The sequence below is a fragment of the Serratia sp. JKS000199 genome (assembly GCF_900215455.1).
In the GTDB taxonomy this organism is placed as follows: domain Bacteria; phylum Pseudomonadota; class Gammaproteobacteria; order Enterobacterales; family Enterobacteriaceae; genus Serratia; species Serratia ureilytica.
Genome location: NZ_LT907843.1, coordinates 955290 through 977966, shown reverse-complemented (window position 1 = coordinate 977966; position 22677 = coordinate 955290). Strand labels below are relative to the sequence as shown.

The window sequence follows — 22677 nt, the reverse complement described above, 5'->3', positions numbered from 1 at the left end:
GCTGGGATCACCAGCCGCCCCCGTTGCTTCAATACAGCATCGGACGCCGATCACGATGCACGTGATTGTGGCGGCCGATGTGCTTGTCATCAGCCGCGCCGATATCCATCGATGCCAGCACCATGCCTTCGCCTGTCAGGCTCTGCGTCAACGGATAGCCGTCGGCGTCGACGATCACCGAACCGCCGATCCACGCAACGCCGCGCTCCGTTTCGCAACGATCGCACACCGCGATGAACAGCCGATTGACGGCGGCGTTGGCCTGCGCCTTCACCATCTCCGCCGGCCGTTCGCCCTGCGGGCGCGGCGCCAGCGGCCAGTTGACCGGCGCGCACAGCAGCTGAGCACCGGCCAACGCAGGCAAGCGCACCCACTCCGGAAACTCGAGGTCGTAACAGATCATCACCGCCAACCGGCCAAAACGCGTCTCGACGACCGGCGGCGGCCGATCGCCGGCGGTAAAGATCAAACTCTCTTCATGCCACAGGTGCACTTTGCGATAAATCGCCCTCACCCCCTGCGCATCGATCAACGCCGCGCTGTTGGCCACCTCGCCATCAGGCAGACGCTCGCAAAAACCGGCGACGATCGCCACATCCAGCTCACTCGCCAGGGCACACCACAGGCTAAGGCTGGGCCCATCTTCGGCCTCGGCCAACGCCCGCGCCTCCGCCTTGTCGCGCAGCACGTAGCCGCTGTTCACCAACTCCGGCAACACGATGACGTTGGCGCCGCGCTGCGCCGCCCGGCGGATCGCCTGGGCGGACAGCGCCCGATTATGTTCCGCTTCCCCTACCCGCAGCGTCAACTGGCAGCATGCGACGCTGATTTTTTCCTTCACTCCCGTTCTCCTTCCAATAATCCCTCGCAACGCAACGCCACCCGCCGTTCGGCTTCGAGATCGAGCTTTCGGCACATGACGACATAAACGCTCCCGGCCACCAGCAAGCCGATCAGAAAAGCGATATCCGCGCCGCCCAGTAAAACAGCAAAGGGGCCGGTGTAAAAGCCCAACGTCATGAACGGCACCATCGCCAGCAGGCCGATCGCGTAGGCCGTCAGACCGGAGCCGCCCCAACGGCCGTAGATCCCCGCCGGGTTGAAGATTTCACCTATCGCGTAATGTCCGCTGCGCACCACGTAAAAGTCCATCAGATTCACCGCCGTCCAGGGCACCAGGAAATACAGCATCAGCAGCACGAAGGTATTGAAGCTGGCGAGATAGCTCGCCGGGATAGCCAACGCCACCGCGAACACCGTCAGAGCGACGACGCCGATGCCGGCCATGCGTAATTTCAACGTTGGCGTCACTTTACGGAACGCGTCAATCGCGCTGAGGCTGGTCAGCATTGCGCCATAACAGTTGACCGCCATGATACCGACCAGCGAAGGCACGGCGAAAAGCACAGCCAGCGTGCCGAACCCCGGATAGATGCCATTCCCCACCGTCTGTACGCTGCCGATCGCATCGGGAGCCGGTAAGGCTGAGGCCAGAAACGCGCCCAGCGACATCAGCCAAAGCGCCGATCCGGCCGCCCCCAGATAAGTCCAAAAGATCACGTTGGCAGACGGCGTTTCATGCGGCAAATAGCGTGAGTAGTCGGAGACGTACACCGCGTAGCTGATTTGATAACCGGCGGCCGCCGACAGCTGAATCAAAAAAGCCGCCCACGAAAAATGCCCGGCGCCGACGACGGCGTCCATCCGCAGCGACAGCACGGCACCGACCGTCAGCACGCCGAACACCGCCATCATCACATAGGTCAGCCAGCGCTGCACCGCATGCAGCATATCGTGGCCGACGATCGCCAACAGCACGGCCACCGCGATCAGCAACGCATACCAGGGCAGACGGTGACCCGGCAATACCGTGTTGATCGCATCGGTCGCGAGAATAACGTTGAACACGTTGAAACCGATGTAAACAAACACCACGGCGGCAAAGGGAACGATGGCGCCACGCAGGCCGAATTGGGCCCGCGACTGGATCATCTGTGGCAGCCCCATGCGCGGCCCCTGATTGGCATGACACGCCATGAAGAACGTGCCGAACCCCACGCCGACGACAATGGCCAGCATCGAATAAAGCGCGCCCAACCCCAACGCCGGGCCGGTGAAACCGACCACCATCGTCGTCAAAACGAAATTACCGGTGAACCAAAACGGCGCCTGATGCCAAACCTTGCCATGCCGCTCGTGACGGGGCACATAGTCTATCGAGCGCACTTCAATTTTTGGGCGTGGCGCCACATTGCGATTGTTCATGTCCCACCTCGTCGTTTCAACGCTCGGTTTGGGTCTGCAGCTGCGGCGCCGGGCGGCTCAGCAGGCTGCCCAGCACGAAGGCGACGCCGCCGCCCACCAGACCGCCGTAGATCGGGCTGTTGGCGTCGATGCCGTGCCAGATCATCAGCCCCACCACGCACAGGCTGCCGGTCAGCATGCTGGCGATAGCGCCGGCGCTGGTGGCGCGCGGCCAGAAGATAGCCCCCACCAACGGGATCAGCATGCCGCCCACCAACAGGTTGTAAGCCAGCGTTAGCGCCGCCAGCACGTCGCGCACCACAAACGCCAGCCCCAGCATGACCGCGCCCATGAAAAGCGTGGTGAAGCGCCCGGCGGCCAGCCCGCCAGAAGGTTTGCGCCGGATGGCCGGCAACACGTCCTCCAGTGCGATGGTCGAAGAGGCCAGCAGGCAGGCGCTGGCGGTGGACATCAGCGCCGCCAGGGCCGCCGCGGCCACCAGCCCGCTGACGCCGACCGGCAACACCGCCTGCGCGATGGCGGCGAAGGCGCCGTCGGTATTACTGAGCGACGGCAGCACGATCTTGCCGGCCATGCCGATCAGCGCGCCGGTCACGCCATACAGCACGCAATAGACGCCCGCCCCCAGCCCGGCGAAGCGCGCCACATTGGCGCTACGGGCGGTGAACACCCGCTGCCAGATGTCCTGACCGATCAAAATGCCGAAGAAGTAGATCAGGAAAAATACCAGAATAGTATCCAGCCCGATCGACGACAGCTGGTAGTAACCGGCGGGCAGCAGGCTGGTGAACGCCTCCCAGCCGCCGGCCTTGACGATGCTCATCGGCACCAGCACCAGCATCATGCCGACGGTCATGATGATGAACTGAATGATGTCGGTCAGCGTCAGCGACCACATGCCCCCCAGCGTCGAATACAGTACCACCAGCCCGCCGCCGAGCAGGATAGACGCGCTGAACGACAGGCCAAACATCACCTGCATCACGCTGCCGATGGCGATGATCGAGGTCACCGCCACCATCAGGTCATACGCCAGCATGATCGCGCCGCTGGTGACCCGCGCCGCCGGGTGATACCGCCGCGACAGCACCTGGCTGACGGTATACAGCTTCAGTTTGAGCAGCGGTTTGGCCAGCACCAGACTCAGCACCACAATGCCCAGCCCGAGCGCGCCGCACAGCCAGACGCCGGAGATGCCGTAGGTGTAGCCGAGCTTGACGCTGCCGATGGTCGACGCACCGCCGAGCACCACCGCCGACAGCGTGCCCAGATACAGCCCCGGCCCCAGGTTGCGCCCGGCCACCAGATACGCCTCTTTGGAGTTGGCGCGGCGAATGCCCATCCACCCCACCGCGCCTATCACCAGAAAGTAAATCACCACAACCAGCAGATCGAGATTCATGGGTACCTCCACTCCGTTGTTATTGTTATCAGGGGGCCCGACGCAACCGCTCCGCCGGCAGGGTCAGTACGACGGCCTCAGCGGGCCGGCAGCACGCACAGCATTTCAAACAGCAGATTGGCCGCCAGCAGCGCCGTATTGCCGGAACGATCGTAAGGCGGCGACACCTCCACCACGTCGCCGCCAATCAGGTTCAGCCCACGGCAGCCGCGCACGATCTCCAGCCCTTGCCAAACCGACAGTCCGCCGACCTCCGGCGTGCCGGTGCCCGGCGCGAAGGCCGGATCCAGCCCGTCGATATCGAAACTGAGATAAACCGGCGCATCGCCCATCTGCTCGCGGATCTCCGCCATCAGCGGCGTCAGCGACCGATGCCAGCAGGCTTCGGCCGGCACCACGCGAAAGCCCTGGCGCCGTGACCAATCGAAGTCATCCGCCGCATAGCCGCTGCCGCGCAGACCAATCTGCACCACTTTTTCCGGTGCCAGCAGCCCCTCCTCAAACGCGCGGCGGAAGGTGGTGCCGTGCGCCAGCTGTTCGCCAAACATCTCCTCGTTGGTGTCGGAATGCGCATCGACGTGGATCAGCCCGACCGGGCCATGTCGATGGGCGATGGCGCGCAGCACCGGCAGCGTCAGGGTGTGGTCGCCACCAAGCGTCAACGGCGTGCAGCCGTGCGCCAGGATCTCGCGGTAAGCCGCCTCGATGCGCCGTACGCTGTCCGCCAGGCTGTAGGGGTTAATGGCGACGTCCCCCAGATCGGCCACCTGCAGCCGTTCGAATGGGGCGGAGCCGGTGCCCATGTTGTAGGGGCGGATCATCACCGACTCCTGGCGGATCTGGCGCGGGCCATAGCGGGTGCCGCTGCGATTGGAGGTGCCGATATCCAGAGGAATGCCGACAAAGGCGGCGTCCAGACCACGCGCCTGATCGGCGGCGGGCAGGCGCATCATGGTGGGGAGACCGGCAAAGCGCGGCATGTCGTTGCCGCTTTGGGGTTGGTTCAGCATGGCGTTTCCTTGTCTTGGGCTTGCGATAAATTGAAACATTTAAGCAACATTCGCAGACTACCCCGTTGACCGCACCGGCTACCATTCCCGCTTTTGCATGTAAACATCGAAAAACACGATGTAACTAACCCATTGAAGTGTTGATTTTTATTTCAATCTCATGCCATAAGAAAGGCCATATCTTCAGCGCCGCGCCTATTTCTTCGATGTTAAAAATGGGTTAAGCGGCCGACGTTCTGCGGAGGGGGCGATGCTCACTAACCTAAGCGATATCGATCTGAAGCTGTTGCGGGTGTTCGTCGCGGTGGCGGAAGCCCAGGGCGTCAGCGCCGCACAGGAAACGCTGCTGATGAACCAATCCACCATCAGCACCCATCTGGCCTCGCTGGAAACGCGACTGGGTTTTCGCCTGTGCCAGCGCGGGCGCTCCGGCTTCCGGCTGACGCCAAAAGGGGAACGCATGCTGATCGCCTGCCGCTCCTTGTTCAACGCCGCCCGCGACTTCACCCGGGTCAGCCAGTCGCTGAACGGCCTGCTGACCGGCGATCTGCAAATTGGTTTGGTGGATAACCTGGTTTCACTGCCGGGCAACCCGTTCAGTCAGGCCATCAAGCACTTTCAGCGGCGCCACCAGGACGTGCAATTGCAGTGCCGCATCTGTTCACCGAACGAGATTGAACAAGGGCTGCTGCACCGGCAGCTCGATCTGGGCATCGGCTACTTTGGCCAGCAGTTGGAGGCGTTGCGTTATCAACCGTGGCTGGAGGAGACGCAGGCGATCTATTGCAGTGAGGATCACCCGCTGTTCGCGGTGGAAGAACCCGAGCGCGAGCAGATTGAAAACGCGCGCTGGGTCAAGCGCGGCTACCTGCTGGCGCAGCAGCTGTGCCCGATCGCCCCGCCGCATCTGGCCGCGGTGGCCCACCACATGGAGAGCGTCGCCCATCTGGTGCTGAGCGGCACCTGTCTCGGTTATCTGCCCACCCACTATGCGGCGCGCTGGGTGGAGCAAGGGCTGCTGCGGCAGTTGGGCGGCGCAGCGCTCTCTTACCGCGCCACGCTCAGCCTGGTCAGCCGCCCCGTCCAACCCGACGAGGCGTTGAACGCGCTGTTGGAGGATTTGGCGCGCGCCGGCGAAAAAAAGCCCCGCATGTGCGGGGCCTGACGGACGTTAACTGACCGGCATGCGCGCCGGATCGGGATACTGGTATTCAAAACCCAGCTCGTTGCAGATGCGGTTGCCGTCCACCAGCCGCTCATCCTGTTCCGCTTCGTCGGCAAACTGCGGCGGCTCCAGGTGCAACTGCTCGGCCAGGGCCGGATAAAAATCGCGCTTGGCCGGATGACGCGGCGCGCACAGGTTGTACACGTGGCCGCCCTTCGGCAGCTTGAGCAGCAGTTGGATGGCGGCGATGACGTCGTCCTGGTGCACCAGATTCACCCCCTGCGACCCGCCCTTCACATCGAGCTTTCCCGCCAGGAAGCGGCCGGGGTGACGATCGGCGCCCACCAGCCCCGCCAGGCGCAGAATGTCCACCGAGGTATTCGGCAGCTCGTGCAGCCAGCGCTCCAGCTCGGCCAATACCCGGCCGGACGGCGAGACCGGCCGCAGCGGCGACTCTTCGCGCAGCGTGCCGGCGGTTTCGCCATACACCGAGGTGGAACTGGTGAAGATCACCCGCGGCACGCCGAAAGCCATTGCGCTGTCCACCAGCATGCGCACCGCATTGAAATAATTCTCGCTGCCTTCGACGGTGCGGCGCGCGGGCAGCGTGACCACCAGCGCATCCACGCGCAGCAACGACGCCAGATCGTCCGGATCGCAGATCAATTCCGGCGTCAGCTCCAACTGATAACATTCGATGCCGCTCATCCGCGCGGCCTCGACGCCGTCCGGCGTGGTTTTGCTGCCGACCACGTCGTACCCGCGGCCCATCAGCGACAACGCCAGCGGCATGCCCAACCAACCCAGACCAATAATGGCTACCTTTTTCATCCTCTTCCTCTCCTGAAGATCGCAGCGCCCTGCCCTTAAGGCTACGCCACTGCGCGCGGCGATACAATCTGACCGGCTTAAGGTTAGGTAAAGCCGTGTTTGGCTAATAACTCAACCTGTTTCAATAAATTAAATTTATGACGATAAAAAAGAGTTGCACGGCGGACAGCGGATAGTTTAGCTTAATTGCCATACGGTTTTTTACCGACTTTTGCTGAGAGAAAACACCATGACACGCGTTCAGTTCAACCACCATCATCACCATCACCCTGACTAGTCTTTCAGGCGATGTGTGCTGGAAGACGGTTTGTTAATCTTCCAGTGGCGCGCAGAACGCAAGAGAGAGCCCTCGGAAGATTTCTTCCGAGGGTTTTTTTTTTGGCTCCGGACAGACAGAAAAGAATAGTTTTTACAATAAATTCATAAAATTACAGATTAAACAGAGGTTACCATGCTGGACAAGACACGTTTACGGATCGCAATGCAGAAGTCGGGCCGCCTGAGCGATGAATCCCAGGAACTGCTGGCGCGCTGCGGCATCAAGATTAACCTGCAGCAGCAGCGTCTGATCGCCTTCGCCGAAAACATGCCGATCGATATCCTGCGCGTGCGCGACGACGACATTCCGGGTCTGGTGATGGACGGCGTGGTCGATCTCGGCATCATCGGCGAGAACGTGCTCGAAGAAGAGCTGCTCAGCCGCCGCGCACAGGGTGAAGACCCGCGCTACTTCACCCTGCGCCGCCTCGATTTCGGCGGCTGCCGCCTGTCGCTGGCCACCCCGCTCGACGCCGAATACGCCGGCCCGCAAAGCCTGCAGGACGCCCGCATCGCCACCTCTTACCCGCACCTGCTGAAGCAATACCTCGACAAACAGGGCGTGCGCTTCAAATCTTGCCTGCTGAACGGCTCGGTGGAAGTGGCGCCGCGCGCCGGCCTGGCCGACGCCATCTGCGATCTGGTCTCTACCGGCGCCACGCTGGAGGCCAACGGCCTGCGCGAAGTGGAGGTGATCTACCGCTCCAAAGCTTGCCTGATCCAGCGCGACGGCGAAATGCCTGAAGCCAAACAGCAGCTGATTGACCGCCTGATGACCCGCATTCAGGGCGTGATCCAGGCGCGCGAATCCAAATACATCATGCTGCACGCGCCGAGCGAGAAGCTGGACGAGATCGTCGCGCTGCTGCCGGGCGCCGAACGCCCGACCATTCTGCCGCTGGCCGGCGCGCAGAACCGCGTGGCGATGCACATGGTCAGCAGCGAAACCCTGTTCTGGGAAACCATGGAAAAACTGAAAGCGCTCGGCGCCAGCTCGATTCTGGTGCTGCCGATTGAAAAGATGATGGAGTAACGCCATGTCGACCTTCAACACGCCGATCGATTGGGCGACGTGCAGCGCCGAACGCCAGGCCGAGCTGCTGATGCGTCCGGCGATCGCCGCTTCCGACAGCATCACCCGCACGGTGAACGAGATCCTCGACAACGTGAAGGCCAACGGCGATCGGGCGTTGCGCGACTACAGCGCCCGTTTCGACAAAGCGGAAGTCTCGGCGCTGCGCGTCAGCGCCGAGCAGATCGCCGCCGCCGCCGCGCGGTTGGGCGACGACATCAAACAGGCGATGGCGGTGGCCGTCGCCAACGTGGAAACCTTCCACAACGCGCAGCGACTGCCGCCGGTGGACGTCGAAACGCAACCGGGCGTGCGCTGCCAGCAGGTGACCCGCCCAATCGACTCGGTGGGCCTGTATATTCCCGGCGGATCGGCGCCGCTGTTCTCCACCGTGCTGATGCTGGCGACGCCGGCGCGCATCGCCGGCTGCCGCCGGGTAGTGCTGTGCTCGCCGCCGCCGATCGCCGATGAGATCCTGTATGCGGCGCAGCTGTGCGGCGTGCAGGAAGTGTTTCAGGTCGGGGGCGCGCAGGCGATCGCCGCCCTGGCGTTCGGCACCGAAAGCGTGCCGCGCGTGGCGAAGATCTTCGGGCCGGGCAACGCCTTCGTGACCGAAGCCAAGCGGCAGGTCAGCCAGCGCCTCGACGGCGCGGCCATCGACATGCCGGCCGGTCCTTCAGAAGTGCTGGTGATCGCCGACGCCGGCGCCACCCCGGCGTTTGTCGCTTCCGATCTGCTGTCGCAGGCCGAGCACGGCCCGGATTCGCAGGTGATCCTGCTGACGCCGGACGCGGCGATGGCGCAGGCGGTGGCCGACGCGGTGGAAAGCCAGCTGGCCGAGCTGCCGCGCGCCGACACCGCCCGCCAGGCGCTGGCGAGCAGCCGCCTGATCGTGGCGCGCGATCTGCCGGAGTGCGTGGCCATCAGCAACCGTTACGGCCCGGAGCACCTGATCATTCAGACCCGCAATGCGCGCGATCTGGTGGACGGCATCACCAGCGCCGGTTCGGTGTTCCTCGGCGACTGGTCGCCGGAGTCCGCCGGCGATTACGCCTCCGGCACCAACCACGTGCTGCCGACCTACGGCTACACCGCCACCTGCTCAAGCCTCGGGCTGGCCGATTTCCAAAAACGCATGACGGTGCAGGAGCTGACGCCGCAGGGCTTCAGCAACCTGGCCGCCACCATCGAGACGCTGGCTGCCGCCGAGCAGCTGATCGCCCACAAGAACGCCGTGACCCTGCGCGTCGCCGCCCTGAAGGAGCAAGCATGAGCATCGAAAAACTGGCGCGCGCCAACGTTCGCGAGCTGACCCCTTATCAATCGGCGCGCCGCCTCGGCGGCAAGGGCGACGTATGGCTGAACGCCAACGAATACCCGATCGCCCCGGAATTCCAGCTGACCGCGCAAACCTTCAACCGCTATCCGGAGTGCCAGCCGGCGCAGGTGATCGAACGCTACGCCGCCTATGCCGGGGTCAAGAAAGAGCAGGTGCTGGTCAGCCGCGGCGCCGATGAAGGCATCGAGCTGCTGATCCGCGCCTTCTGCGAGCCGGGCAAAGACGCCATTCTGTTCTGCCCGCCGACCTACGGCATGTACGCCGTCAGCGCCGAAACCTTTGGCGTGGAGCGCCGCACCGTGGCCGCCAAAGAGGACTGGCAGTTGGATCTGCCAGCCATCGCGGACAGCCTGGACAACGTGAAACTGATCTACGTCTGCAGCCCGAACAACCCGACCGGTAACCTGATTGACCCGGACTCTCTGCGCAGCCTGCTGGAGATGGCCAAAGGCAGAGCGATCGTCGCGGTGGACGAAGCCTATATCGAGTTTTGCCCGCAGGCCTCGGTGGCCGGGTGGCTGAGCGACTATCCACACCTGGCTATTCTGCGCACGCTGTCGAAGGCCTTTGCGCTGGCCGGCCTGCGCTGCGGCTTTACGCTCGCCAACGAAGATCTGATCGCCCTGCTGCTGAAGGTGATCGCGCCTTACCCGCTCTCGACACCGGTGGCGGATATCGCCGCGCAGGCGCTGAGCGAAGAAGGTATCCGCACCATGCGCCAGCGCGTCACCGACATCGCCGCTACCCGCAGCTGGCTGCAGCAACAGCTGGAGAAATGCGCCTGCGTCGAGCAGGTTTTCGCCAGCGACAGCAATTACCTGCTGGCCCGCTTCACCGCCTCAAGTAATGTGTTTAAAAGCTTGTGGGATCAGGGCATTATCTTACGAGACCAAAACAAACAGCCCGGGTTGTCCGGCTGCCTGCGCATCACCATAGGCACCCGCGACGAATGTCAACGCGTGGTGGACGCCTTGTCCACCCTACCCGGTGCCAACCAGACTCGCCAGGAGCCAATGTGAGCCAAAAAATCCTCTTTATCGATCGTGACGGCACGCTGATCGCCGAGCCACCGGAAGATTTCCAGGTTGACCGCCTGGACAAGCTGGCGCTCGAGCCAGACGTGATCCCTTCCCTGCTGGCGCTGCAACAGGCGGGGTATCAGCTGGTGATGATCACCAATCAGGATGGGCTCGGCACCGCCAGTTTCCCGCAGGAAACCTTCGATCCGCCGCACAACCTGATGATGCAGATCCTCAGCTCGCAGGGCATTCAGTTCGCCGACGTGTTGATCTGCCCGCACCTGCCGGCGGACAACTGCGACTGCCGCAAGCCGAAGACCGCGCTGGTGAAGGGTTATCTCGAACCCGGCGTGCTCGATACCGCCCACAGCTACGTGATCGGCGATCGGCCGACCGACGTGCAGCTGGCAGAAAACATGGGCATTCAGGGGCTGCGCTACCAGCGCGGCGTGCTGGGCTGGAAAGAGATCGTGCACCAGCTGACCCTGCGCGACCGCCATGCGCGGGTTAACCGCGTGACCAAAGAGACGCAGATCGATGTCAACGTCTGGCTGGATCGCGAAGGCGGCAGCAAAATCAAAACCGGCGTCGGCTTCTTCGACCACATGCTGGATCAGATCGCCACCCACGGCGGCTTCCGCATGGAGATCGACGTCAAAGGCGACCTGTATATCGACGATCACCACACCGTAGAGGACACCGGCCTGGCGCTGGGCGAAGCGTTGAACAAGGCGCTGGGCGACAAGCGCGGCATTGCCCGCTTCGGCTTCGTGCTGCCGATGGACGAGTGTCTGGCGCGCTGCGCGCTGGATATCTCCGGCCGCCCGCACCTGGAGTACAAGGCCGAGTTCAACTATCAGCGCGTCGGCGATCTCAGCACCGAAATGGTCGAGCACTTCTTCCGCTCGCTCTCCTACACCATGGGTTGCACGCTGCACCTGAAGACCAAAGGCAAAAACGACCACCACCGGGTCGAAAGCCTGTTCAAAGTGTTTGGCCGCACGCTGCGCCAGGCGATCCGCGTCGAGGGCAATACCCTGCCGAGCTCGAAAGGAGTGCTGTGATGAACGTGGTGATTTTGGATACCGGCTGCGCCAACCTGGCCTCCGTCACCTATGCGGTGCGGCGCCTGGGCTATCAGCCGGAAGTGAGCCGCGATCCGGAGATCGTGCTGCGCGCCGACAAGCTGTTCCTGCCGGGCGTCGGCACCGCGCAGGCGGCGATGGATCAGCTGCGCGAACGCGATCTGATCGAACTGATCAGGGCCTGCACTCAGCCGGTGCTGGGCATCTGCCTCGGCATGCAGCTGCTGGCGGCCAGCAGCGAAGAGAACGGCGGCATAACGACGCTCGGCCTCATCGATACGCCGGTAAAGCAGATGACCGACTTCGGCCTGCCGCTGCCGCATATGGGTTGGAACCAGGTATCCGCGCAGGCGGGCCACCATCTGTTCCGCGGCATCGATGACGGCGCCTACTTCTATTTCGTTCACAGCTATGCGATGCCGATATGCCCCAGCACCATCGCTCAGGCGAACTACGGCGAGCCCTTCACCGCCGCCGTGCAAAAAGACAACTTCTTCGGCGTACAGTTTCATCCAGAACGATCTGGAGCGGCCGGCGCGCAACTGTTGAAAAACTTTCTGGAGATGTAGGCAGCATGATTATTCCGGCTTTGGATTTGATCGACGGCAACGTGGTGCGTTTGCATCAGGGCGATTACGGCCAACAGCGCGACTACGGCAACGATCCGCTGCTGCGCCTGCAGGACTATCAACAACAGGGCGCCCAGGTGCTGCACCTGGTCGATCTGACCGGCGCCAAAGATCCGGCCGCGCGCCAGATCCCGCTGCTGCGCAAGCTGCTGGCGGGGGTTAACGTGCCGGTGCAGGTCGGCGGCGGCATCCGCAACGAGCAAGACGTCAGCGCCCTGCTGGAGGCCGGCGCCACGCGCGTGGTGATCGGCTCCACCGCGGTGAAACAGCCGCAGCTGGTGCAAAGCTGGTTCGAACGCTATGGCGCCGACGCGCTGGTACTGGCGTTGGATGTGCGCATCGACGCGCAGGGCGTGAAGCGAGTGGCCATCAGCGGCTGGCAGGAGGATTCCGACGCCACGCTTGAACAGGTGGTAGAGCAGTTCCTGCCCTACGGGCTGAAACACGTGCTGTGCACCGACATTTCGCGCGACGGCACGCTGGCCGGTTCCAACGTGGCACTGTATCAGGCGATCAGCCGCCGCTATCCGCAAGTGGCCTTCCAGGCCTCAGGCGGCATCGGCAATATGGACGACATCGCCCAGTTGCGCGGCAGCGGCGTTGCCGGCGTGATCGTCGGGCGCGCCCTGCTGGAAGGTAAATTTAGCGTTGAGGAGGCGATTGCATGCTGGCAAAACGGATAATCCCGTGTCTGGATGTTAAAGACGGGCAAGTGGTGAAAGGCGTGCAGTTCCGCAACCACGAAATCATCGGCGACATCGTGCCGCTGGCGCAGCGCTATGCGCAAGAAGGCGCGGACGAGCTGGTGTTTTACGATATCACCGCATCGAGCGACGGCCGGGTGGTGGACAAAAGCTGGGTGTCGCGCGTGGCGGAGGTGATTGATATTCCGTTCTGCGTCGCCGGCGGCATTAAAAGCGCCGAGGACGCCAGCCAGATCCTGTCTTTCGGCGCCGACAAAATCTCCATCAACTCACCGGCGCTGGCCGATCCCGATCTGATTAGCCGCCTGGCGGATCGCTTTGGCGTGCAGTGCATCGTGGTGGGCATCGATACCTGGTTCGACAGTGAAACCGGCAAGTATCACGTCAATCAATATACCGGCGACGAGAGCCGCACCCGCGTCACCCAGTGGGAAACCCTCGACTGGGTGCAGGAAGTGCAGCGCCGCGGCGCCGGTGAGATCGTGCTGAACATGATGAACCAGGACGGCGTGCGCAACGGTTACGATCTGCAGCAGCTGCGTCGGGTGCGCGAGGTCTGCAAAGTGCCGCTGATCGCCTCCGGCGGCGCGGGCACGATGGAGCACTTCCTGGAAGCGTTCCGCGATGCGGACGTCGACGGCGCGCTGGCGGCATCGGTGTTCCACAAACAAATCATCAATATCGGCGAACTGAAAAGGTTCCTGGTCGAACAAGGCGTGGAGATTCGCGTGTGCTGACAGAACAACAGAGAAACCAGCTGGACTGGGAGAAAACCGACGGCCTGATGCCGGCCATCGTGCAACACGCCGTTTCCGGCGAAGTGCTGATGCTGGGTTACATGACGCCGGAAGCGCTGGCGACCACCGAGCAGAGCGGCAATGTCACCTTCTTTTCGCGCACCAAGCAGCGCCTGTGGACCAAAGGCGAAAGTTCCGGCCACTTCCTCAAGGTGGTCAGCATCACGCCGGACTGCGATAACGACACGCTGCTGGTATTGGCCAACCCGATCGGCCCGACCTGCCACCTGGGCAACAGCAGCTGCTTCCATCCGGCCGCCAGCGACTGGACGTTCCTCTATCAGCTGGAACAGCTGTTGGCGGAGCGCAAGCATGCCAGCCCGGACAGCTCATACACCGCCAGCCTGTACGCCAGCGGCACCAAACGCATCGCGCAGAAGGTCGGGGAAGAAGGCGTGGAAACCGCGCTGGCCGCCACGGTCAACGATCGCGAAGAGCTGACCAACGAGGCCTCGGATCTGATCTATCACTTGCTGGTGCTGCTGCAGGACCAGGATTTGGATCTGAGCGCGGTGATCGGCCGGCTGCGCGAGCGGCATCAGAAAAAAGCGTGACATTAAATCACGCGCAATAAAAAAGCCGCCGGGCGTTAACCTCGGCGGCTTTTTTTATCGCTCAACGAGTGGGCTTATTCCATCCATTCGGTATGGAACACGCCTTCCTTGTCGATGCGTTTGTAGGTGTGCGCACCGAAATAGTCGCGCTGCGCCTGGATCAGGTTAGCCGGCAGCACCGCTGAACGGTAGCTGTCATAGTAAGCGATCGCGGCGGAGAAGGTTGGCGTAGGGATACCGTTCTGCACGGCATAGGCCACCACGTCGCGCAGCGCCTGCTGGTACTCGTCGGCGATTTGCTTGAAGTATGGCGCCAGCAGCAGGTTGGCGATATCGGCATCCGCTGCGTAAGCGTCGGTGATCTTCTGCAGGAACTGGGCACGGATGATACAGCCGGCGCGGAAGATCTTGGCGATTTCGCCGTAGTGCAGATCCCAGTTGTTTTCTTTGGACGCGGCTTTCAGCTGAGAGAAGCCCTGCGCGTAGGATACGATCTTGCCCAAATACAGCGCGCGACGCACTTTCTCGATGAACTCGGCTTTGTCGCCGGTGAACGGTGCCACTTTCGGCCCGGTCAGCACTTTAGACGCGGCAACGCGCTGATCTTTCAGCGAGGACAGGTAGCGTGCGAACACCGATTCGGTGATCAGCGACAGCGGTTCGCCCAGATCCAGCGAGCTCTGGCTGGTCCACTTGCCGGTGCCTTTGTTGGCGGCTTCGTCCAGGATCACATCGACCAGGTATTTACCCTCTTCGTCTTTCTTGGTGAAGATGTCTTTGGTGATGTCGATCAGGTAGCTGTTCAGCTCACCCTTGTTCCACTCGGCGAAGGTTTCGGCCAGCTGCTCGTTGCTCAGGTTCAGCGCCTGCTTCAGCAGAGAATAGGCTTCGGCAATCAGCTGCATGTCGCCGTATTCGATGCCGTTGTGCACCATCTTCACATAGTGGCCGGCACCGTCAGCGCCGATATAAGTCACGCAAGGCTCGCCTTCCGCAACCGCAGCGATTTTCTCCAGGATCGGCGCCACCAGCTCGTAAGCTTCTTTCTGGCCGCCAGGCATGATGGAAGGCCCTTTCAGCGCGCCCTCTTCACCGCCGGAAACGCCGGTGCCGATGAAATTGAAGCCCTGGTCGGACAGTTCGCGGTTACGACGGATGGTGTCCTGATAGTAGGTGTTGCCGCCATCGATCAGGATATCGCCCTTGTCCAGGTGCGGAGTCAGCGAGGCAATGGTTTTATCCGTCGCTTCGCCCGCTTTCACCATCAGCAGGATGCGGCGCGGTTTTTCCAGCGATTCGACAAACTCTTCAACGGTGTAATACGGCGCCAGGTTTTTGCCCGGGTTCTCAGCGATCACTTCGTCAGTCTTGTCGCCAGAACGGTTGAAAATGGAAACGGTGTAACCACGGCTCTCGATGTTCAGCGCGAGGTTGCGGCCCATTACCGCCATGCCGACAACGCCGATTTGTTGCTTGGACATTTAGGAACTCCTGTCTGAGATAATTACTACATTGTAATCATATAGTTATACAACATAGTAGGGATGCATTGCTTTATTGTACATGATTATTCCTAAGCATGTACCTATCGCAGCCATAACAATCTTTACAAAATCACGCACAGTTGGCAGTTCTGTATACGCCCTGAGCTCATTGCTACATTACCGGTAACATTGCAGAAAAGAAAAGGTTCGGATGTGCGGTCTGCCGCATCATGTCAACGGTTAAAAATCAACCAGAATATGTGGACCAAGATGAGGATACCGCATCGCCGAACCTGCTCCACACCCTCGAAAGAAACCATCCAATGACGCGCCACGCTTGCATTTTGGCCTGTAATCCTACAATTCCTAGCAATTGCACATATCTCATTTGAATATGTCACCACTGGTTACTAGGAACAGACTGAAACCCTGAAAATCCAGAGGCATTACAAGTGATTTGGTGGTAGGATAATAAAGGTTTTCTAGCCTATTTTTGCTGAAAATAGTTTCAGCATATAAATGAAAACTGACAACCCCACCCTCTATTGGTTCTCGCTTACCAAGGGCGGTAGCGTGCTTTTTTAGGCTGAAAACGCTTATGCAGAGCAATGTCCAGCCTAAAAATCAGGCAATCTGTATGCAGGGAATTCAGTGTTCACTTCTGTTTCATCGAGAAATGCGGTGTTTTTTTGCCGAAGTGAACGCATCGAAAAACAGAAGAAAACCTTATATATCACTAATGTGTTCCCCGGCATTACAGTAAGATAGAAACACGCTGGACAATAGCCCGCGGTAATACCATGCAGGTTGCGCGGGAATGAAACAGATTCTGTTTACGATGTGAAAATCTCCGAGAGAAAATGTTGGCGTATTTTCCATGGAGTGCTTACGGAAACGTGTGTTTAGCCCTATAGCTATTTTCACACCCTCCGTCATATCAATAACGCATCCGTTCTACATGATTATATTGCGAAGAAAGTTAAACCATGACGTCAAAAAAGTTAATCAATAGCCTAGGTGTTAAATGAATATTTTCTCTATTCTTGTTAAGACTTTTTATCGGTGTCTTCATACACTTGCCACCAATAAGAATCTTGTTATTTCACTTTCTAAACGGGAAATCGGCAGTAAATACAAAGGGTCATTTATCGGGCTTCTTTGGTCGTTTATTAACCCAGTATTGATGATGGTGATTTATACCTTCGTTTTCAGCGTTGTATTCAAAATTCGCTGGAGTGCTGGAGTCGATTCCAAAGGAGAATTTGCGTTAGCATTATTCATCGGTTTGATTTTCTTCGGGCTTTTTTCTGAATGCATTAACCGCGCTCCCTATTTGATCGTCAGTAACGTCAACTACGTTAAAAAGGTTGTCTTCCCGGTTGAAACACTCCCCATTGTTTCACTCTGCACAGCTTTATTCCAAATGGTGATTAACTTCGTCGTTTGGTTGCTGTTCTATGTCGCTATCGTAGGGATCCCTACGTGGCACATTCTATGGCTACCCGTCATCATCGCACCGTTCCTTATGATGGTTCTGGGCGTATCCTGGTTCCTTTCTTCGCTTGGCGTTTACTTGAAAGATATCGCTCAGGTTATTGGCGTGCTTACCATGATTCTGATGTATCTTTCGCCGATCTTCTATCCGATCTCCATGTTGCCTGACGCATATCACATCTTCATGCAACTCAGTCCATTGACTTATGTCATTGAGCAAGCGAGGGATTGCATGATGCTGGGCAAAAATATCGCCTGGGGGAGCTGGGGCATTTACACCCTCATCTCTTTCGTCATCATGCTGTTAGGTTATGGTTGGTTTATGTTCACGCGTAAAGGGTTTGCTGATGTCATCTGAATTCGCAATTTCAGTCAAAAATATTTCGAAACGCTTTGAAATGTATGCAAATCCTAAGCATCGTTTGTACCAAATGCTTTCTTTAGGCCGCCGTACATTCTTCAAAGAGTTCTGGGCGCTAAACGGCGTTTCTTTTGACGTTAAGCGCGGTGAAACGCTTGGCATTTTGGGCCGTAATGGCGAAGGCAAAAGTACCCTGCTGCAAATTATTGCCGGCACCTTGACAGCCACCTCGGGCAGCGTTGAGGTCAATGGCAAACTGGCTGCGCTGCTGGAACTCGGCGCTGGCTTCAATCCTGAGTTTACCGGCCGTGAAAACGTTTATCTGAGCGGCATCATTCTTGGTATGACGCACAGTGAAATGGAACAGAAATTCCCTGAGATCGAAGCCTTTGCCGACATAGGCGAACATATCGATCAGCCGGTCAAAACCTACTCCAGCGGGATGTATGTGCGTTTGGCCTTCGCCGTTCAGGCTTGCATTAAGCCCGAAGTGCTCATCGTAGACGAAGCGCTGTCGGTCGGTGATGAGAAATTCCAACGCAAATGCTTCGATTATATCGAATCGCTGCGCGCGCAAGGGTGTTCAATCATCCTGGTGACGCATTCCACGTCGACCGTGGAGAAGTTTTGCCAGCGAGCCATTTTGTTGCGAAAAGGCCGGGTAGAAGCCATTGGCAGTGCCAAAGAAATCATCGACCAATACCATGCCCTGCTGTACTCAGATGAAAAAACTTACCTGCGCTATCTGAACAACATTGCTAAAAACACCAATCAGTCCATCAACGCGCCCCAGAAAGAAAGCCAGGACGGCGTCGCCGCCCATGAGGCCTCCATCGCGGAACAAGCCGAGATACAAGCTGAAAGCGAACTGACCAGCGGTGCCCTCATTGAAAGTTGGATCATCAAAGATGCCCACGATCAGCCTTGCGATCTATTCCGCGTAGGTGAAAAAGCCATCATCAGCTTCGATATCAGCGTATTTGGGCCGATAGAAGAGCTGCAAGCCGGCTTGGTCATTAAGACCGTTGAAGGTATTACGGTATTTGGCACCAGCACCTTATACCATAAGAAGAATATGCATAACGCCAAAGGCGGAGATGTTCTTAGGGCAACGTTTGAACTTGACCTGGCACTGTGCGAAGGCAGCTATTTTATTTCACTCGCTATCGCCAACGCCATCAGCCACGCCGATATGTCCTATCTTGATAAGAAAACCGACGTGATCGTCCTTAAGGTTATAGAGCCTCGCACGACAATGTCAGGTATTGCCGCATTGCCTGTTTCTTTATCACTCGAAAAGTGGTCAGGAGAGCATGAATAAATCAATACTTATCATAACTCAGTATTACTCAATCGGTGGGTTGGAAACCTATATCAACACTCAGGTAAAGGATCTGGTCGCCCACGGTTACCAGGTTCATCTTATGTACGCCGTTGTCGCAGACCCGTCATTACTCCCTGACGGGCTGAGCTCGTGCCATGAAAATATTCATTTAAGCAACGGCTCTATCGAACAACTCGTTCAAGGCGTAGACCTGATACGACAGGTTATCAAAGAAAAAGGCATCGATGTCATTCATGTGCATCCTTTTGACTGCATTTTCCCTGCCGTTATCGCCGCAGACTGCGAAAAAATACCGTCGCTATTAACATTGCACGGCCCTCTGTCGCTGCAGCATTTTACTCGGAATATTTATAATCAGACGTTGGCCATTTATTTTCTCAAAACGCTACATACCATATTTTGCGTTTCGCAGGAAACGGCGGATCAATTGGCGGAGATCATAGACCACCCCTCGGTGATGATCGTTCCTAACCTGATAGACACCGCCCAAACGCATCCCGCTATCACGGATGAGACTGTTGAGAAAAGATGGCTTATCGCCAGCAGGCTGGATGAGGATAAATCCGCAGGGATTATGAAGTTCATTGACTTCGCCAGCCGCTGCCAAATGATTCATGGTATTGATATTTACGGTACCGGTAGTGATGAAGACACTATAAAAACCTACGTTAGCGATAATAACTTCAACGAATGGGTTGGTTTCAAAGGCGTTGTCAGTGACATCCCTTCCGTCATGCCGCAATACGCGGGGTTTGCCGGCATGGGCCGCGGAGTACTGGAAGCCGGCATTAGCCAGCTTCCGGTGTGTCTGGTTGGCTACGACGGCATTAAAGGCATTCTGGACGATGAAACCTTTAAACATGCCGCTTACTGTAATTTCTCAGGCAGAAATCTGGCCAATGCCGAAGAAGATGTGCTTCAAGAGCAATTTGCCGCCGCTCGTCCCCTGCCCCCAGACTTGCTTATTGAATACCAGAGCGATGGCCGTTGGAGCCAAATCCTCGAGAATATGGTTCTCCCGGACAAAGAGCGATACGACAACGGTGATTCGCTGCAACTCTACCAGCAGCTGTGTAAGGCACCATCATCACAGGAAAACGAAAGTTTTTTGATCGCGAATGCCTTTACTGTCGCTATATTTAAAACGCTAGCAAACCAACTGATCGCCAACAGTATCAAGATCAACGCTCATGATGATAGCGTGAAAGAGACCGTCAAAATGGAAGATAAAGCGAGCCAGGCTCCCCTGGACACCCCTGTTAATGCTAATGCAGCAAGTTCAGGGAATGATGTCATCGCCAAGTTAGCTGCGTTGGAAGAACAGAATCTCTCTTTGCAGAATGACGTTAAATCGTTAGTACAACTCCTGACATCGGTAGCGGCAAAACAAGAAGACTATTTCAGAACTTTGCCTCACGCGGTTGCACCGAGTGCAGGGCAAAAACTTCGATATTTGGTTCAGGTTGCCGTTCAATCACTGACCAGAGCGGACAAACGCTATGAACTGGCCAAAACTCTTTATTGGAGACTGCCCGAGTCTGTCAGGCTAAAACTACAGACCCAGCGGCACCGTTACGTTCAAAAACACTTCGAGCACGCTTGCAATAGCGCGATGACGGATACCTCTACACCTGAAGACATTCCAGACTGGGTCGCAGCGGTAAACCAATCAGAGAAAGTCGTCTTCATTCCATGCAGCTTCGAATTCGATGAGCTGGTGAACCAACGGCCAATCAACGCGGCAAAATATTTCTCGGAAAAAGGCTATCAGGTTATCTTTATCGCCTGGCAATGGACGCCACAGGAAACGTTGTCGAAAGGTTGTTCGCAAGTCTGGAACAATGTCTATCAGGTTCCGCTGTATGATTTTGTGAAATACACCCGTCAGTGTCATCTGCATGACAAAACCGCGTTCTTTGTCATCACGATGCCGGCGAAAGTCTTCCTCACTCCGCTCTATGAGTTTAGAGCGCAAGGCTGCAACATCATCTATGACATTATGGATGAATGGGAATGCTTCCATAAGGTCGGACAAGCTCCTTGGTACCAGAAAGAGATTGAAGAAACCCTCATTCTACAAAGCGATTACGTCTGTGGCGTTGCTCCATCACTGCGTGACAAATTTGCTTATCTTCGCAGTGATATTGAAGTAGTCGGTAATGGCTATTCCGAGAAGGTCTTGGGCGATACACGTAATATAGCGAAAGACAACGGCAACAAAGTGGGCTATTTCGGCCATCTAACGGACTCGTGGTTCGACTGGGATATCGTATTTAAATTAGCTGAAAAATTCCCACAATATCACTTCGAGATCATTGGTTACGGTGAGCCTGAGTGGGTGGTCAATAAAGCGAAAAATATTGCTAACATCACACTGGTGGGCAAAGTAATGCCAAAAGACCTTCATCAATATGTCAAAGAATGGTCGATCGGCCTCATTCCATTCAAAAGTGGCGAGCTGGCTCAAGCGGTAGATCCGATCAAAATTTATGAGTACCTCTATTTTGGCTTACCAACTCTAGTGACCGGCATTGAGCATATTAAACGCTATCCGATGACCTATTTCTCTGACGGCAGCGACGTTGTCGATCTGTTTGAGAAAACAATCAATAGCGAGCGCCACTCTGACGAGTTGGAAACCTTCTTGCAAGAAACCACTTGGGCAGCCCGATTCGAAGAAATGGAGTTGAACACCCTGAAAAGAAAAGGAATTAGGGAGTTATATGCTTCGTAAAATAGCATTTATCTATCCTTGGGCGACGCATGGCGGTGTTGAGAAAGTCATGCTCACCCGTGCCCGTTTATTAAACGATATAGGCACCTATCAGATTGACCTTCTTTTTACTCATGATTCCGGTGCGGCGAAGGCGATCACCGCCGCACTCTCGGACTGTAAAAATGTCGATGTCAAAATCATCAACTTCGATTATTTATTAACACAAAATTACAGCCTCATTTTTTGCATTGATTTCCCTGCGGCTCTGACATTTTGCCATACGCACAAATTGAAATACTTTGCGGAATGCCATACAGCCTATAAAGAAAACAGAGCTTACTTGAATAAAATTCCGGACAGTTGTTCGGCAATATTGTGCCCATCCGCGTTCTTTATGAAGCAGCTAGAGCCTGAATTGCACAAAAGTGCCTGTCCATTGTTATTGCTGCGTAATTTCGTTCCTTGGGATCATGTCTCTCAAGAACCGCATGCGATTCCCTCTCTGCCAACATGGTCGAGAAGACCTATTCTCTTCCTGGGACGGATGGACAAGCTAAAGAACCTGACTGAATTACTGGACGCATTCGTTATTTTAAAAGAACGACACGCGGAAAAATACATGCTAGTTCTGTGCGGCCCGCAGTCTTCTGAAATCAACACCAACGCCGAGCTGGAGAGCAGAAATCTAGTGGGCGACACCGTATGCTTGCCGCCAGTGCCATTCTTGAATGTGGACAAGCTGCTGTTGGCGATCTCTCAAGCCAACGGGATTTTTGTGTCGCCATCAACCGGAGAATCATTTGGCTTATCGGCTTCAGAAGCGATTTGTGCAGACGTCCCCGTTGTTTTGTCCAATATCGAAGCACATAACTATTTAGTTGCCACGCGTGAAAATGAGTTTACTTACTCGTTGCATGATGCTCGCCAATTGTCAGAAAAAATAGCCTCTATATCTGACAATTATGCGCAATCTAAAGCATCACTTGCCGCTCTGAAAGAAAAATTTTCCGCCCATGCCTTTATGAACGATTGGGACGAATTGCTACGCAGAACCGAATAGCTATTCGATTACCACCTCCCCATACCG

General features: G+C 57.3%; 20 protein-coding genes and 1 other annotated feature. Of the genes, 14 read left to right on the top strand and 6 right to left on the bottom strand.

What is annotated here, in order from left to right; translation table 11 throughout:
* Positions 1 to 28 precede the first annotated feature (28 nt).
* From CPH57_RS04735 to speB, 4 genes are all read right to left on the bottom strand, one after another.
* The gene (locus tag CPH57_RS04735; RefSeq protein ID WP_096242094.1) at positions 29 to 841 is read right to left on the bottom strand and encodes a nitrilase-related carbon-nitrogen hydrolase; all 813 of its coding nucleotides are present in this window, start codon (positions 839 to 841) and stop codon (positions 29 to 31) included.
* Positions 838 to 2265 carry a cytosine permease gene (locus CPH57_RS04730; RefSeq protein WP_096242093.1) on the bottom strand — a complete coding sequence of 476 codons (1428 nt, stop codon included), beginning with the start codon at positions 2263 to 2265 and terminating at the stop codon, positions 838 to 840. The genes CPH57_RS04735 and CPH57_RS04730 overlap by 4 nt, the downstream gene beginning before the upstream one ends.
* A gap of 16 nt (positions 2266 to 2281) precedes the next feature.
* Complete coding sequence (locus tag CPH57_RS04725) at positions 2282 to 3667, bottom strand: sodium:solute symporter (RefSeq protein ID WP_096242092.1); 1386 nt, start codon at positions 3665 to 3667, stop codon at positions 2282 to 2284.
* Between the two features lie 77 nt (positions 3668 to 3744).
* Positions 3745 to 4677: an agmatinase gene (gene speB, locus CPH57_RS04720; RefSeq protein ID WP_046686736.1), complete on the bottom strand. Its 933-nt coding sequence runs from the start codon at positions 4675 to 4677 to the stop codon at positions 3745 to 3747.
* Between the two features lie 250 nt (positions 4678 to 4927).
* Here speB and CPH57_RS04715 point away from each other — a divergent pair, with 250 nt between their 5' ends.
* The gene (locus tag CPH57_RS04715) at positions 4928 to 5842 is read left to right on the top strand and encodes a LysR family transcriptional regulator (protein ID WP_096242091.1); all 915 of its coding nucleotides are present in this window, start codon (positions 4928 to 4930) and stop codon (positions 5840 to 5842) included.
* A 6-nt stretch (positions 5843 to 5848) separates the two neighbouring features.
* On the opposite strand, the gene CPH57_RS04710 is transcribed toward CPH57_RS04715, so the two are convergent.
* Complete coding sequence (locus CPH57_RS04710) at positions 5849 to 6673, bottom strand: SDR family oxidoreductase (protein WP_033642487.1); 825 nt, start codon at positions 6671 to 6673, stop codon at positions 5849 to 5851.
* Positions 6674 to 6902: 229 nt separating this feature from the next.
* Between CPH57_RS04710 and hisL the strand changes: the two genes are divergently transcribed.
* The 9 genes from hisL to hisIE all read left to right on the top strand — a co-directional run bounded on the left by hisL (position 6903) and on the right by hisIE (position 14190).
* Positions 6903 to 6950 carry a his operon leader peptide gene (hisL, locus tag CPH57_RS24260; protein ID WP_100396937.1) on the top strand — a complete coding sequence of 16 codons (48 nt, stop codon included), beginning with the start codon at positions 6903 to 6905 and terminating at the stop codon, positions 6948 to 6950.
* Positions 6926 to 7052, top strand: a sequence feature (His leader region). (Overlaps the previous gene by 25 nt.)
* A 72-nt stretch (positions 7053 to 7124) precedes the next feature.
* Positions 7125 to 8024 carry an ATP phosphoribosyltransferase gene (gene hisG, locus CPH57_RS04705; RefSeq protein ID WP_015377256.1) on the top strand — a complete coding sequence of 300 codons (900 nt, stop codon included), beginning with the start codon at positions 7125 to 7127 and terminating at the stop codon, positions 8022 to 8024.
* 4 nt (positions 8025 to 8028) lie between these two features.
* Positions 8029 to 9336, top strand: coding sequence for a histidinol dehydrogenase (gene hisD / locus CPH57_RS04700; RefSeq protein ID WP_033642486.1), 1308 nt, complete (start codon positions 8029 to 8031; stop codon positions 9334 to 9336).
* Entirely contained in the window at positions 9333 to 10421 is a 1089-nt protein-coding gene (gene hisC, locus CPH57_RS04695; RefSeq protein ID WP_038881088.1) for a histidinol-phosphate transaminase, read from the top strand. The genes hisD and hisC overlap by 4 nt, the downstream gene beginning before the upstream one ends.
* Positions 10418 to 11485: a bifunctional histidinol-phosphatase/imidazoleglycerol-phosphate dehydratase HisB gene (gene hisB, locus CPH57_RS04690; RefSeq protein ID WP_096242090.1), complete on the top strand. Its 1068-nt coding sequence runs from the start codon at positions 10418 to 10420 to the stop codon at positions 11483 to 11485. Before hisC ends, hisB begins: the two co-directional genes overlap by 4 nt.
* Positions 11485 to 12075 (top strand): imidazole glycerol phosphate synthase subunit HisH, encoded by a 591-nt coding sequence (gene hisH, locus CPH57_RS04685; RefSeq protein WP_021504315.1) that lies wholly within the window; start codon positions 11485 to 11487, stop codon positions 12073 to 12075. The genes hisB and hisH overlap by 1 nt, the downstream gene beginning before the upstream one ends.
* Positions 12076 to 12080: 5 nt before the next feature.
* Positions 12081 to 12818, top strand: a complete 738-nt coding sequence (gene hisA / locus CPH57_RS04680) for a 1-(5-phosphoribosyl)-5-[(5-phosphoribosylamino)methylideneamino]imidazole-4-carboxamide isomerase (RefSeq protein WP_096242089.1) — start codon at positions 12081 to 12083, stop codon at positions 12816 to 12818.
* Entirely contained in the window at positions 12800 to 13576 is a 777-nt protein-coding gene (gene hisF, locus CPH57_RS04675; protein WP_033642483.1) for an imidazole glycerol phosphate synthase subunit HisF, read from the top strand. The genes hisA and hisF overlap by 19 nt, the downstream gene beginning before the upstream one ends.
* Complete coding sequence (gene hisIE / locus CPH57_RS04670; protein WP_015377251.1) at positions 13570 to 14190, top strand: bifunctional phosphoribosyl-AMP cyclohydrolase/phosphoribosyl-ATP diphosphatase HisIE; 621 nt, start codon at positions 13570 to 13572, stop codon at positions 14188 to 14190. Before hisF ends, hisIE begins: the two co-directional genes overlap by 7 nt.
* Positions 14191 to 14264: 74 nt before the next feature.
* Here hisIE and gndA read toward each other — a convergent pair whose 3' ends face one another.
* Entirely contained in the window at positions 14265 to 15671 is a 1407-nt protein-coding gene (gene gndA, locus CPH57_RS04665; RefSeq protein WP_004938815.1) for an NADP-dependent phosphogluconate dehydrogenase, read from the bottom strand.
* Positions 15672 to 16698: 1027 nt separating this feature from the next.
* Between gndA and CPH57_RS04660 the strand changes: the two genes are divergently transcribed.
* Genes CPH57_RS04660 through CPH57_RS04645 form a run of 4 tightly spaced genes read left to right on the top strand, consistent with a single transcriptional unit; the run spans position 16699 to position 22650 of the window.
* Positions 16699 to 17526, top strand: a complete 828-nt coding sequence (locus tag CPH57_RS04660; protein WP_033642482.1) for an ABC transporter permease — start codon at positions 16699 to 16701, stop codon at positions 17524 to 17526.
* The gene (locus CPH57_RS04655) at positions 17516 to 18850 is read left to right on the top strand and encodes an ABC transporter ATP-binding protein (RefSeq protein WP_033642481.1); all 1335 of its coding nucleotides are present in this window, start codon (positions 17516 to 17518) and stop codon (positions 18848 to 18850) included. The genes CPH57_RS04660 and CPH57_RS04655 overlap by 11 nt, the downstream gene beginning before the upstream one ends.
* Positions 18843 to 21608, top strand: a complete 2766-nt coding sequence (locus CPH57_RS04650) for a glycosyltransferase (protein WP_096242088.1) — start codon at positions 18843 to 18845, stop codon at positions 21606 to 21608. The genes CPH57_RS04655 and CPH57_RS04650 overlap by 8 nt, the downstream gene beginning before the upstream one ends.
* Positions 21598 to 22650, top strand: coding sequence for a glycosyltransferase family 4 protein (locus CPH57_RS04645; protein WP_033642480.1), 1053 nt, complete (start codon positions 21598 to 21600; stop codon positions 22648 to 22650). The genes CPH57_RS04650 and CPH57_RS04645 overlap by 11 nt, the downstream gene beginning before the upstream one ends.
* Positions 22651 to 22677: the final 27 nt, after the last annotated feature.

Excerpts from the sequence above, each read along its gene's own strand:
- CPH57_RS04650 (WP_096242088.1), top strand. The coding sequence starts at position 18,843 with ATGAATAAATCAATACTTATCATAACTCAGTATTACTCAATCGGTGGG.
- CPH57_RS04645 (WP_033642480.1), top strand. The coding sequence starts at position 21,598 with ATGCTTCGTAAAATAGCATTTATCTATCCTTGGGCGACGCATGGCGGT.
- gndA (WP_004938815.1), bottom strand. The coding sequence starts at position 15,671 with ATGTCCAAGCAACAAATCGGCGTTGTCGGCATGGCGGTAATGGGCCGC.
- CPH57_RS04655 (WP_033642481.1), top strand. The coding sequence starts at position 17,516 with ATGTCATCTGAATTCGCAATTTCAGTCAAAAATATTTCGAAACGCTTT.
- hisA (WP_096242089.1), top strand. The coding sequence starts at position 12,081 with ATGATTATTCCGGCTTTGGATTTGATCGACGGCAACGTGGTGCGTTTG.
- speB (WP_046686736.1), bottom strand. The coding sequence starts at position 4,677 with ATGCTGAACCAACCCCAAAGCGGCAACGACATGCCGCGCTTTGCCGGT.
- hisH (WP_021504315.1), top strand. The coding sequence starts at position 11,485 with ATGAACGTGGTGATTTTGGATACCGGCTGCGCCAACCTGGCCTCCGTC.
- hisC (WP_038881088.1), top strand. The coding sequence starts at position 9,333 with ATGAGCATCGAAAAACTGGCGCGCGCCAACGTTCGCGAGCTGACCCCT.
- hisD (WP_033642486.1), top strand. The coding sequence starts at position 8,029 with ATGTCGACCTTCAACACGCCGATCGATTGGGCGACGTGCAGCGCCGAA.
- CPH57_RS04715 (WP_096242091.1), top strand. The coding sequence starts at position 4,928 with ATGCTCACTAACCTAAGCGATATCGATCTGAAGCTGTTGCGGGTGTTC.
- CPH57_RS04730 (WP_096242093.1), bottom strand. The coding sequence starts at position 2,265 with ATGAACAATCGCAATGTGGCGCCACGCCCAAAAATTGAAGTGCGCTCG.
- hisF (WP_033642483.1), top strand. The coding sequence starts at position 12,800 with ATGCTGGCAAAACGGATAATCCCGTGTCTGGATGTTAAAGACGGGCAA.
- CPH57_RS04660 (WP_033642482.1), top strand. The coding sequence starts at position 16,699 with ATGAATATTTTCTCTATTCTTGTTAAGACTTTTTATCGGTGTCTTCAT.
- CPH57_RS04710 (WP_033642487.1), bottom strand. The coding sequence starts at position 6,673 with ATGAAAAAGGTAGCCATTATTGGTCTGGGTTGGTTGGGCATGCCGCTG.
- hisG (WP_015377256.1), top strand. The coding sequence starts at position 7,125 with ATGCTGGACAAGACACGTTTACGGATCGCAATGCAGAAGTCGGGCCGC.
- CPH57_RS04725 (WP_096242092.1), bottom strand. The coding sequence starts at position 3,667 with ATGAATCTCGATCTGCTGGTTGTGGTGATTTACTTTCTGGTGATAGGC.